Here is a 12,672-nt window from a genome sequence, read left to right as displayed (position 1 = left end):
AGCGCTTTTTTAGTTGAATCACGGTATTTTTTTAGGTATACTTATTTATACGAACAAATATTCGCTTAGGAGATTATATGAAATTTATTCATGCAGGTGATGTACATCTAGGAAATCCCTTTTCAGGCCTGGATAAACAGCTACCAAATAAACTAAAAAAAGTTGTTCAATCAGCAACTATTCATTCTTTTGAGCAATTGGTTGACGATGCCTTGACTAATGAAGTTGACTTTATTTTGTTTCCAGGAGACTTATATAATTCTGCAGACAATAGTCCATTCATTCAAGAGGTTGTGAGTCAACAATTTGAAAGACTTTCTAAAGCTAATATCGACGTTTTTTTAAGTTTTGGTAATCATGATTTTGAGGCGAATACTAGGCATCATTTACCATGGCCAAATACAGTACATGTCTTTGATCAAAAAGTAGAGATAAAGTATTTAACATTAGCTTCAGGTGAAAAAATTGCACTAACCGGATTTAGTTATCAAACACAACGTCAAACAACTAAAATTATTGATGAATTTCCTGTTAAGGGGGATGTGGATTATCAAATGGGACTATATCATGGTTCACTAGGAGTTGATGGAGATCCCTACGCACCATTTTCAGTCAGTAATATGCTAGAAAAAAACTATGATTATTGGGCTTTAGGGCATATTCATGTACGACAAACATTAAATGAACAGCCTTTTATTGGTTATTCGGGTGTGTTACAAGGACTTAATCGTAAAGAGACGAACGAAAAAGGATATTATTTAGTTCACGATGAAAATAAATGCTTAGTACCAGTTTTTAAAAGTGTTGCGACTATTATTTGGGATAGCGTAAACATTTCTACGATGATTGACGAAGAAGACTTAATTGATCAGATAAATAATTTACAAAATGAGAAGACAATATTTTGGTCGATTACTATTACTGCTTCGTTGAATTCAACAATGATTGAAAGAATAAATAGTGGGGTCACGTTAGATAAAATTCGCGCGCAATTACCTACTAATATGTGGGTAGTACGGTTAAGCATTTCTGATGCTAAGCATTTGGCTCTAATTTCCGACAATATTGATCAACAATATTGGATTCAAGGACTAGAACAAGTATTTGAAGAATCTAGTGTGATGGACTATTTATCAAACCAAGTTCCTGTGTTTATTCGTGAATATTTTATGAATGATGATGGTAAAGCTGAACTTAGAAATAGTATGGAACAATTAATTGCAGAAAGGCGACAAAATCATGAGGATTAAACGCTTAGAAATTAGTGGGTTTGGTCGTTGGTCGCAACAAAATTTTGATTTAATAGATGGCATGCAAGTTATTGCTGGTCAAAATGAATCTGGGAAAACTACATTACGCGCTTTCATTGTAGGTGTTCTGTTTGGCTTTCCAACAAAAAAAGGTGGCGTCAATGTTTATGATCCAAAAGATGGTAGTCAATACGGTGGTAGTCTGATTTTAGAAACAGATGAGGGGGATGTCCGTATTACGCGCTTAGATCGAACAAAGACAACCTTGAATATTACAAGATTAGTTAATCAAACTGAAATTAATGATCCAGAAAAATGGTTAAAGAAAAAACTATCGCCACTTACTAGAGAATCATTCGATGATATTTTTAATTTTAACCAAGAGGATTTATCGCATATATCTCAAATTAAATCAGAAGATTTTCAAAAATTATTACTCAATATTGGTGCTGTAGGGAGTACAGGCTGGTTGGATGTGATGGCAGATCTTGACAAGTCAGCTGATAAGCTTTTTGCACCACGTGGTAATAAGAGACCATTGAATATGGCCATAAAAGATTATGAAAATAATGCTTTGCAGATACAACAAAACAGTGAAGCACTAAGTGACTTTATTTCAACCGAAAAAAAATTAACAGATTTGGAAACAAAACAGCAAGAGCAACAAAATAAAATTTTAACGATTAATCAGGCGCTTCAAGAAAGAAATAAATTGATACAGCAGTATCAATTATTTGAGTCGGCTAAAAAGATAACGATTCAAGATATTCAGACTGTTAATGAAACTGAGGTTGTAAAAGCACAGCGTTTACAAATTGAAATTGATGCTTTAAGCAACAGCATAAATCGCCACAACGCAACACTACAAAATATTAAATTACCCGAGCAACTTACCGATAGTAAAAAGGAGCAATTGCTTTTATCTCAAGCGCAGGTAAGGCAACGTATTTTATCCGAAAATCAAACCAAAAAGAACGAGTTATTGCAACAGACGAAACAATTGGAGGAGAGATTTACAGCGCATGTTCCTGAGCCGTTGACAGATAAAGAACTGCAAGAATTAGCAACGAGTAATTTTTATTTTTATGTTAGTGTGATAGCAGTCATTTTAGTAATATTAAGTACTTTTGTACTGCATCTATCAATGTTGTGGATAGGTATTATCATATTAGTCGGTTGTGGTGGTTTATATTACAAGAGTCAGCAACAAAATAAAAGTAAGCAAGCTATTAAAGAGCGATATAGTCCACTAGATGTAGTAACGATTAAAGCAATTCAGCCACAAATTAATCTATATGAACAACATTTATCAGAAATTGAAAAATTAGATTCTGACATAATACAGCAGCAGGATGATGTGGTTAATTTAATCAAGCCAATAGCAGTAAGACTCGATGTTGAAGTATTGTGTGATTCGTTAGACCTTACAATTGTTCAATTAATTACGGCATTGCAACAACAAAATCTTTCAACAGACAATAAACGAAATTTACTTGTTCAACAGCAAAATCAAATTGTTGTTGAAACGCAGCAAGAAAAAGAAAAATTAAATTCAAAAATTGAAGAACAGAATATTGTTTTTAAAACGTATCATGTTAATGACTTGAACGAATTAGAAGATTTATTATCTCAATTCAAAAAGAATTTGCAATTTAAACAGCGCTATCAAGATATTATGCAGCAAATTGACGAAGAAACACGTCAAAAGTTAGTGCGATACGAAAGTGAAGAACAACTTGTTGCGCAACAAGAACAACAGAAACATGAGTTGGCTATTCTACAAGAGCACGCTTTTAAATTGCAAAATGAAATTGCGAACTACAAAGCACAACAAGAACAACGAACTAGTAATGATCAATTTATGACTATGCAGCAAAATTTAGCTAATCAAAAAACTGAATTAACTCAACAATTTAGTGATTATCTAACGCTAAAATTGACTGTTAGATGGATCAATAAAGCTTTACAAAATGCTTCTCAAAATCGTTTTCCAAAAATGCAAGAATTAGCAACAAAATATTTTAAATATCTTACCAATGAACGTTATGATAAAATTCAATTTTCAAAAAATTCATTACAGGTTATAACCATAGATAGTCAAAAATTTGATGTGACAGAACTATCTACTGGTACACAAGAACAGCTTTATGTTGCTTTTCGCTTAGCTTTAAGTCAAGTGATTAAAGATATCATTAGTATGCCACTTCTAGTAGACGATGGATTTGTTAATTTCGATGATAATCGTAAAAAAAATGTAATGCATTTATTACATGATTTAGCACAGGAACAACAAATCATTTATTGGACGGCAGCTAGGGACAATGATCAATTTAAAAATGTGATAAAATTATAATTAATTAAGCTAGTTAGGGGCTAGACTATGACAAAATTATTAGCAGAGTATCAAGATAATGAACATATTGATAGTTTTGCATTAATTAAAACTGCAGAAGTACGTTTGACAAAAACAGGGAAAACATACATTAGTATTTTGTTTTCAGATCGATCCGGAGATTTACCTGGAAACTTGTGGGATGCTGAAGATAATCAAATTAAAACGCTTGTTCCAGGAAAAATTGTCCGTTTACAAGGAGTCAAAGGTTCTTACCGAGACCAACCACAAGTTCAGATTACTCAAGTCCGTTTAACTGAGGCAGGGGAACCTGATAGCCCTTCAGACTTTATGGTTCATGCACCTGTCAAAGAATCCGAAATGAATGAAGAATTAAATGACTTTGTGTTGTTAATAACTAATCCAACTTGGAATCGTGTTGTTAGGAAGTTATTTTCACAGTATAATGATCTATTTTTACGGTATCCAGCTGCTAAATTTAATCATCATAATTTTAGTGGTGGGCTAGCGTTTCATTCATTGTCAATTGCAAAACTAGCTAAAAATATTTCAAACCAGTATGCTCAGCTGAATCAAGAATTACTCATTGCTGGTGCTCTACTACATGATTTAGGAAAAGTTATCGAGTTGTCCGGTCCTATTGCTACTCAGTATACATTAGCGGGAAGTTTGATTGGCCATATTGCACTGGTTGACGAGCAGATTGTGCTGGCAGCAAATGAATTACATTTTGATTTACAGAGTGAAGAAATGATTATTTTACGTCATGTTGTGTTGGCGCACCATGGATTACTTGAATACGGTTCACCAGTCAGGCCAGCTTTGATGGAAGCAGAAGTTTTACATCAGTTAGATGAATTAGATGCAGGTATTCAAATGATGACCAGTGCTTTAGATAAAACTGATTCAGGTACATTTTCAGATAAGATTTTTGGATTAGATAATCGTAAATTTTACAAAATAACTGATCAAGACTAAGTATTTTAAACGAATTAAAACACCCTAAAAATAAAGGCATTAGAAACTTACTTTTCGGGGTGTTTTAGTTGTTCAGAAAATTGAAACTGTTTATACATTTTTTGTTAGGTATTTATGGGTGCCTTAACTAATAAATATGTACATATTACAAATCCAATTTCGATTAGTAAAACGGTACAAACAAAAAAGAGTAAGTGTAAATCATTCAGCCGAAAGGCTAAATATATAAATAATAAAAGTACTAAAAATATAATAATGAAAAATGCAGGCATATGACGCTCCAATTTGGTATGACGTTATTTTATGTATTTAATTATAATAATATATAGTTATTTGAATTTTAAACTATTCATCGTTAAGTAGTATAATTATCTTTTGAAACGCCTATAGTTTAAGTGCTACAATATAAAAAGCTAATCGCTTAATTGACACGAGGAAGAAGAAATTATGACCATTAAAAATCCATTAGTGATTATATCTTTTGATGCAATGGGTGCTGAAGATATTGCTGAACATATTGATTTGATGCCGAATGTTGCAAAACTAATTGAACGTGGTACGCATGTAAAAAAAGTTGAGGGGATTTATCCAACATTAACTTATCCTTCACATGCAACAATTATTACTGGCGTTTATCCGGCTAAGCATGGCATTGTTAATAATACAAAGATACAGCCAGAACGTGGTGATTCCCCTGATTGGTTTTGGTATGCACAGGATATTAAAACACCAACGTTATTCGATTTAGCACATGAAAAAGGACTGAAAACAGCGGCTTTCCTATGGCCTGTTTCAGCAAAAGCACCGATAACATGGAACATTGCTGAAATTTTTCCTAATCGTATTTGGACCAATCAATATTTTGTGTCGTTTAATGCTAGTACGCCTTATTTTCTTTTTGATATGAATAGAAAGTTTGGTAAATATCGTCAAGGAATCAAGCAACCGGCGCTTGATCAATTCATTACCAAAGCTGCTGCTGATACAATTAAACGTAAAAAACCTGATATGACAGCAATTCATTTAGTTGATATGGATGCTCATCGCCATAAGTATGGTGTTCATTCTAAAGAAGCTTACGAAGCATTACAGCGATTGGATGCTAACTTAGGTGAGCTAATAAAAGCTACAAAAGAAGCTGGTATTTTTGATAAAACTAATTTTGTTGTTCTAGGGGATCACTTTCAAATTGATGTTGAAAATATGATTCATTTAAATCAATTATTTGCTGTCAATGGCTGGTTAACGGTTAACGATAAAGGTCTAATTGATAATAGTTGGCGTGTCTTGGCCAAAACCACTGACGGTTCAACCTATATTTACATTAATGATATGTCGTTAAAAAATGATGTATATGAAGCCCTAAAAAAAGTACCGGGTATTGAAAAAATTTATACCTCAGCGAATATTATTAAGTGGCACATTAATCCTGATGCAGACTTTATGGTGGAAGCACAGAATGGCTTTTTCTTTACGGATGAAATAAATCGTCCTGCTATCGTTGAGCCGACTAATGATAAAGAATTGGGACAAAGTGATCGCTATAAAGCGGTTCATGGATTCCGTCCGGATAAAAAAGGATATCAAACGACATTGGTTATGGCAGGGCCTGATATTGCTCATGGCATAATTGAAGATGCTCAATTAGTCGATGAAGCACCAACTATGGCTAAATTACTTGGTGTTGAATTTGATAATGTATTAGATGGTATTCCGCTGAGAAAAATTTTTAAATAAACTACTTTATATAGGTTATGCTAAAATAACATGTATAATATTTTTTTGGAGACTGCTTGTGGATAAAAAAATGAATAAAACTGAGTTAAAGGCCTCAGCACGCTATAGAACAGTTCTAAAGAGTTTGGATAATACTTGGCGTCTTCTTGATGAAGGGCGAGTCGCAGTGTTAAAAGAAGTATTAATGTGGCTTGGTCATCCTGATCAATCATTGAAAATTATTCATGTTGCTGGTACAAATGGTAAAGGGTCTACAGGCACTATGTTGGGCGCTATTTTAAAGGCTAATGGATATACCTATGGCCATTTTTCTAGTCCTTTTATTATGGATGATCGCGAGCAAATTCGTATTAATGGTGATATGATTTCAAAAAGCGATTTTCTCAAATATTACGATCAAGTAGCGACTCTTTTTAAGCAGCATGATGTGCCTCCGTACTATTTATCTTATTTTGAGTATTTTACAATAATTTCTTTACTTGCCTTTGTTGATAAAAAAGTTGATTTGGTTATTTTTGAAACAGGTTTAGGTGGCTTATGGGACGCTACCAATGCGATTGAGTCACCCATGCTGACTGTTTTTACAAAAATAAGTATTGATCATCAAAATTTATTGGGACATAACATCTCAGAAATTGCTGAAAATAAGGCTGCAATAATCAAACCGGGAACCTGGGTCATTGATTATGCTGGGCAAGATATTGAAGCAAAAAAAATATTACAAGCACGTACTAGTGCTGTAGGTGCTCGATGGTTTGAGCATGATCAGGATAAAATTATAATTTCTAATACGACACCATCTGGTTTAGATTTAATTATCAATGGTGAAAGTGGTTATTTTTTGAGTATGGCTGGTGCTTTTCAAGTGCACAATTTTAGTATTGTTCTAAAAATTAAAGCTGCGTTAATTGAAAAAGGCTATCAATTTGACCGAGAAAAAACACGCAATGGCATTGCTAATGTAAAAATGTTAGGTCGTATGAACTATCATCCTGATAAAAATATTTTATTTGATGCTGCTCATAATGTAGACGGCATTCAGGCGCTTGTTTCTGCTCTAAATTCATGGCATTTGAAAATCAAACCAACTCTAGTTTTGGGTGTGCTGAAAGATAAAGATTATCATGAAATGCTTGATGAAATTGTGCCCTTTGTTCAACGCGTGATAACGGTTACGCCGAACAATAAAACGCGTGCACTGTCGGCTGATGAATTAGCAACTGATATTTTATCTAATTATCCAAGCGTTGATGTTGAAATTGCTAACGATGCTTCAGCTGCCGTATCACTTGCTATGCGAGTACGTGAGTCATCACAAGCGCTGATTGTTGTTACTGGATCGTTCTACACGTTGAGTGCCATTCATAAGGAGGGTGGTATCTGATTTTTATATTTTTAATGATTTGATGTCAATATATGTATATATCAGTATCAATTCTTTGTGAAAATATCTGTCTCATGTTAAAATGTGAGAGATATTTTTTATGAATATAGAATTTTATGAGGCAAAATAATGTCAGAATTAAAGCAAAATACGTTTTGGGACGAAGTTGTTGAAAAAGTCCAAGCTAATCATAAGACAACGCAACCTTTTTTTAGTATGGCACCAATGGAGGCTGTAACGGACACAATTTTTAGGCGCGTTGTCGCTAAAGCATCGGCACCAGATATTTATTACACTGAGTTTACAAATGCAAGTTCGATGGTACATCCAAAAGCTAGGTTTTCTGTTCAAGGACGTTTGGCGGTTGCTAAAGAGGAAGAACAGCCAGTGGCTCAAATTTGGGGTTCGCGGCCTAATGAGATTGCTGGAGCAATAAAAATTTTATCTGAAATGGGTTATCGTGCTGTTGATATTAATATGGGATGTCCAGATGGTACCGTCATTAAAAATAGTTCAGGTTCGGATTTAATTCGACATCCTGAATTAGCTGAAGAAATTATTATTGCTGCCCAGACAGGCAACTTGCCTGTCTCTGTAAAAACGCGTTTGGGCTTTTATAAGCCAGAAGAATTTAGAGAATGGTTACCCATTGTTTTACGCCACAATGTGGCAGTTTTGACTGTACATTTAAGATCACGTAAAGAAATGTCTAAGGCACCAGCTCATTATGAATTTATTGACGAAATATTAGCGATGCGCGATGAAATAGCACCAAATACTTTAATTCAAATTAATGGTGATATTAAAACACGAGTTGAAGGATTGAAGCTTGCACAAGAGCATCCTGGTATTGATGGGATTATGATTGGTCGGGGTATTTTTGAAAATCCATACGCATTTGAAGAACAACCTAACCAACACACACTTGAAGAATCAATTGCTTTATTAAAATTACAATTGGATTTATTTGATGAAGTTAGTGAAGATGGTACAAAAAAGCATTTTGAAGCACTTAAACGGTATTTTAAAATCTACTTGCGAGGCTTTGCGCATGCTTCTTCATTACGCCAAATGTTAATGGATACACATACTACAGCTGAAGTTCGAGAAATATTAACCAGAGAACTTACAAAAGTCTATGCAGCTGTTGCTGATGATAAGCATATTTACCGTGATAACGCTATTGCTAGTGCTGACATGGCGGCTTCACGAAAATAAACATGAATAAAAATAATTAAAGCTTTGTGAGTCATTGCATTGCTTTTTTAGTATAATGAAGATATGAGATTAACAACTGAAACAATTCAAAACATACTAACGAGTCACGATTTATTATTAGATACACCAGCAGTTGAGTTAACATTTGATTTTTTGCATTATGACACACGAAAAGTGCAAGAAAATACATTATTTGTTATTAAAGGTGCTTTCAAAAAAGAATATCTTGATGATGCAAAGGGCATTACAGGATTAATTACTGAGCAACTTATTGACGTTGATTTACCACAATGGCGAGTAACGAATGTACAAAAGGCTTTGTCGTTATTGTCAATGGTATTTTTTGACTACCCACAAAACCAATTATGGATAGGTGCATTTACAGGAACAAAAGGTAAAACAACTGCTGCTTATTTTGCTTATACAATGCTTAAGGAAGCAACAAGTAATCATACAGCACTATTTTCGACTGTAGATCGTATTACCGGACCCAATGCAGCCGATAAAAAGAAATCTGATTTAACAACGCCAGAATCATATGAGCTATTTAAAGATATGCGTCAGGTTGTTGATAATGGTATGACACATCTTGTAATGGAAGTTAGTTCACAAGCGTACCTCAAGAATCGTGTGTATGGTTTACGATATAACGTTGGTGCATTCTTGAATATTTCTCCGGATCATATAGGTCCAAATGAACATCCAAATTTTGAAGACTATCTTGCACATAAATTAATGTTATTTGATCATTCAGATGAGGTCATTATTAACACTGAAACAGATCATTATGACCAAATATATACTTACGCCAAACAAACGCACGGAAATGTGTATACATACGATCGTCAGATGTTTACGTCTCAAGAAAGTGCAATCCATGAAAGTAGGTTTACAGTTGTCCATAGTTCATTTAAAGAAATGTTAGGTTCATACCGCTTAAATGTACCAGGAGATTTTAATGAATCTAATGCAATTGCAGCAATGATGATGGTTTCTTTTGCTGGTGTTCAACATGCTGCTATGGTTAAAGGCTTAGATGAGGTCTTTATTCCAGGGCGTATGCTGAGTTTGCCTATTTCTGGACATGGTGTGGCATTTGTTGACTATGCGCACAACTATGTTTCGATGCGTGCCTTACTTAGTTTTGCGCAGTCTCAATATCCAAATGGACGAGTACTTGTTGTAGTTGGTTCACCAGGAAACAAAGGTGTTTCACGACGTGCTGATTTTGGCCATGTAGTGAGTGACTTGGCTGATGTGGTTTATTTAACTGCTGATGATCCACAATTTGAAGATCCACTAGCTATCGCTCATCAAATAGCAGAGCATATTAACAATGACAAGCTAGAAATTCACTTTGAAATGGATCGTATTAAAGCTATTCACGAGGCGATAACTATGGCTAATGAAAATGATATTGTTATTGTTGCAGGAAAAGGTGAAGATCCTTATCAAAAAGTAAACGGCGTCGATGTACCATATATTGGTGATTATGCTGTAGTAAAACAAGTTAAAGAGGAACTAAAGGACTCGTAAGGGTTCTTTTTTTGTGTAAACAAGTGGTACAATAAAGTTGTAACATGTAAGCGTTTACAAAGAGGAGCTGATGATATGCAATTTATTAATTATTTTAATCAAGATGCTTATACTAATATTGCGATGGATGCGTGGCTGTTAAAAAATTTGAAACCAGAGAAACCTGTATTTTCATTATGGCAGAATAAAAAGGCTGTTATTATCGGTGAAAATCAAAATACCTTTGCGGAGGTCAATCCAGAATATATTACTGAACAAAATGTTCAAGTTGTTAGACGAGTTTCTGGGGGTGGAGCAGTTTATCATGATTTAGGTAATATATGTTTTACATTTTTTGTACCAGTTGCTACGAGCGCTAGCGTCGATTTTCATCAGTTTGTAAAGCCAATGGCAGATGCCTTAGAGTCTCTTGGTATCCATGTCGATATTTCAGGTCGTAATGACTTGGAAATTGATGGTAAGAAAGTTTCTGGTAATGCCCAACGGTATGCTGGTGGTTATTTGATGCATCACGGTACTTTATTATGGGATACAGATGTGGATGCTATGGTACGTTCTCTAAACGTGGCTGATGAAAAGTTCATCTCGAAAGCGGCCAAGTCAGTTCGGTCTCGTGTAGGTAACATCAAAGACTACGCCCCTGTAGGGCTAACACTTGATAAATTTATTGAACAATTAAAGTACTATCTAACCGATGAAGGAAGGGACTCAGAATATAAGTTAACTGATGCACAAAAAAACTCAATATTGAAATTACGAGATGAAAAATTTTCACAATGGTCATGGAACTATGGTAAAAGCCCACAATTTATGTACAATAATCATGCAAAATATAGCGGCGGTGCAATTGATGTACAAATGGACGTTGATAGTGGCCACATTACAGACATTAACTTTACGGGAGACTTCTTAGGTGTCAGAGATTGGCGTGAAATGAAATCACAATTAATTGGTATTCCATTCACTCGTGAGGCAGTTGCGGAAGTGCTTGATAAAAACAAAGAGGGTCAATATTTTGGTAGCGTTACAAATGATGAATTACTAGAAACATTCTTTCAGAAAGATGAGGTTGTAACAAATGGTTGATATAACAACAACAAATAAGCAAGTGCTTGACTTTAAATACCAATTGGCAGAACAAGATGAGCATTTTCCAACATTGAAAGTTTTGGACAATGAAGGAAAAATTATTGATAAGGAAGCGTTTAAGCGCGCAGAATTATCTGACGATGATCTGGTTAACATTATTAAGCGCATGATATTGAGTCGCCAATTAGACATTCGTTCTACAAAACTAGCAAAGCAAGGACGGTTTGGTTTCTTCGCACCAACAGCTGGTCAAGAAGCTTCACAAATGGCTTCTTCGTATGCTTTTAATGATGACGATTGGTTAATGCCAGGTTATCGTGATATCCCACAGATTATTGTAAAGGGATGGCCAATATGGAAAGCTATTTTATGGTCACGTGGACATGTACTAGGCAACGTATTTACTACTGAAGATGGCAATCCGGTTAATTCTTGGATGCCACAAATTATCATCGGGGCACAATACGTGGAAGCCGCAGGAATTGCTCTAGGTCTTAAAAAACGCCAAAAAAACGCAGTCGCCTATGCTTATACTGGTGATGGTGGAACATCACAAGGGGATTTTTATGAAGGAATGAACTTTGCCGGTGCTTATAAGGCAAATGCAGTATTCTTCGTACAAAACAATGGTTATGCAATTTCTACACCACGTTCATTACAAACAGTAGCTTCACATTTAGCCGCGAAAGGTTGGGCTGCTGGCTTACCTAGTCTTGTTGTGGATGGCAATGATCCAATTGCTGTTTATTTAGCTTCTAAAGAAGCAAGATCATGGGCTGCTAGTGGCCACGGACCTGTGTTAATTGAAACATTAACAAATCGTTTAGAACCGCACTCAACGGCTGGTGATGATCCATTGCGTTATCGAACTAAAGATGATATTGATGGATGGTGGAAGAAAGAACCACTTCTTCGAATGCGTAAACTATTACAAGACCAAGGTATTTGGAACGAAGAAAAAGAAGATGAGTATGTTACAGAAGTGAATGCACTTATTGATGAGCAAATTAAAATTGCTGACAACGTTGAGAAACAAAAAATTTCTAATTTTATCAAAAATACACTTGAAGTCCCAGGTCAAGCAATGAATGAGCAAATAGCTAAGTTTGAAAGCGAGGGAAAGTAAC

General features: G+C 34.9%; 9 protein-coding genes. All 9 read left to right on the top strand.

Features of this window, described 5'->3' with window-relative positions; all coding sequences use genetic code 11:
- Window positions 1-77: 77 nt before the first annotated feature.
- The gene (locus ESZ47_RS03480; RefSeq protein ID WP_148604782.1) at window positions 78-1,250 is read left to right on the top strand and encodes a metallophosphoesterase family protein; all 1,173 of its coding nucleotides are present in this window, start codon (window positions 78-80) and stop codon (window positions 1,248-1,250) included.
- Window positions 1,240-3,603 (top strand): ATP-binding protein, encoded by a 2,364-nt coding sequence (locus ESZ47_RS03475; RefSeq protein ID WP_148604780.1) that lies wholly within the window; start codon window positions 1,240-1,242, stop codon window positions 3,601-3,603. The genes ESZ47_RS03480 and ESZ47_RS03475 overlap by 11 nt, the downstream gene beginning before the upstream one ends.
- 27 nt (window positions 3,604-3,630) lie before the next feature.
- On the top strand, window positions 3,631-4,581 hold the full coding sequence (locus ESZ47_RS03470; RefSeq protein WP_148604779.1) for a 3'-5' exoribonuclease YhaM family protein: 951 nt from the start codon (window positions 3,631-3,633) through the stop codon (window positions 4,579-4,581).
- 447 nt (window positions 4,582-5,028) lie between these two features.
- A complete protein-coding gene (locus ESZ47_RS03465) occupies window positions 5,029-6,318 on the top strand; it encodes an alkaline phosphatase family protein (RefSeq protein WP_148604777.1) in 1,290 nt (429 codons plus the stop codon).
- 58 nt (window positions 6,319-6,376) lie between these two features.
- A complete protein-coding gene (locus ESZ47_RS03460) occupies window positions 6,377-7,702 on the top strand; it encodes a bifunctional folylpolyglutamate synthase/dihydrofolate synthase (RefSeq protein ID WP_148604775.1) in 1,326 nt (441 codons plus the stop codon).
- Between the two features lie 129 nt (window positions 7,703-7,831).
- Window positions 7,832-8,920 carry a tRNA dihydrouridine synthase gene (locus ESZ47_RS03455; protein ID WP_148604773.1) on the top strand — a complete coding sequence of 363 codons (1,089 nt, stop codon included), beginning with the start codon at window positions 7,832-7,834 and terminating at the stop codon, window positions 8,918-8,920.
- Window positions 8,921-8,983: 63 nt separating this feature from the next.
- The gene (gene murE / locus ESZ47_RS03450; protein ID WP_148604772.1) at window positions 8,984-10,456 is read left to right on the top strand and encodes a UDP-N-acetylmuramyl-tripeptide synthetase; all 1,473 of its coding nucleotides are present in this window, start codon (window positions 8,984-8,986) and stop codon (window positions 10,454-10,456) included.
- Window positions 10,457-10,531: 75 nt separating this feature from the next.
- Window positions 10,532-11,542 (top strand): lipoate--protein ligase, encoded by a 1,011-nt coding sequence (lplA, locus tag ESZ47_RS03445; protein WP_148604770.1) that lies wholly within the window; start codon window positions 10,532-10,534, stop codon window positions 11,540-11,542.
- The gene (locus ESZ47_RS03440) at window positions 11,535-12,671 is read left to right on the top strand and encodes a thiamine pyrophosphate-dependent dehydrogenase E1 component subunit alpha (RefSeq protein WP_148604768.1); all 1,137 of its coding nucleotides are present in this window, start codon (window positions 11,535-11,537) and stop codon (window positions 12,669-12,671) included. The genes lplA and ESZ47_RS03440 overlap by 8 nt, the downstream gene beginning before the upstream one ends.
- Window position 12,672: the final 1 nt, after the last annotated feature.

It is taken from the genome of Leuconostoc litchii, assembly GCF_008107645.1.
In the GTDB taxonomy this organism is placed as follows: domain Bacteria; phylum Bacillota; class Bacilli; order Lactobacillales; family Lactobacillaceae; genus Leuconostoc; species Leuconostoc litchii.
The sequence above is the reverse complement of the archived record's forward strand: the minus strand, read 5'-3'. Positions and strand labels throughout refer to the sequence as shown.

What these genes read in the sequence shown, in the direction of transcription:
- ESZ47_RS03480 (WP_148604782.1), top strand. Translation starts at nt 78, where the DNA reads ATGAAATTTATTCATGCAGGTGATGTACATCTAGGAAATCCCTTTTCA.
- ESZ47_RS03475 (WP_148604780.1), top strand. Translation starts at nt 1,240, where the DNA reads ATGAGGATTAAACGCTTAGAAATTAGTGGGTTTGGTCGTTGGTCGCAA.
- ESZ47_RS03470 (WP_148604779.1), top strand. Translation starts at nt 3,631, where the DNA reads ATGACAAAATTATTAGCAGAGTATCAAGATAATGAACATATTGATAGT.
- ESZ47_RS03465 (WP_148604777.1), top strand. Translation starts at nt 5,029, where the DNA reads ATGACCATTAAAAATCCATTAGTGATTATATCTTTTGATGCAATGGGT.
- ESZ47_RS03455 (WP_148604773.1), top strand. Translation starts at nt 7,832, where the DNA reads ATGTCAGAATTAAAGCAAAATACGTTTTGGGACGAAGTTGTTGAAAAA.
- murE (WP_148604772.1), top strand. Translation starts at nt 8,984, where the DNA reads ATGAGATTAACAACTGAAACAATTCAAAACATACTAACGAGTCACGAT.
- lplA (WP_148604770.1), top strand. Translation starts at nt 10,532, where the DNA reads ATGCAATTTATTAATTATTTTAATCAAGATGCTTATACTAATATTGCG.
- ESZ47_RS03440 (WP_148604768.1), top strand. Translation starts at nt 11,535, where the DNA reads ATGGTTGATATAACAACAACAAATAAGCAAGTGCTTGACTTTAAATAC.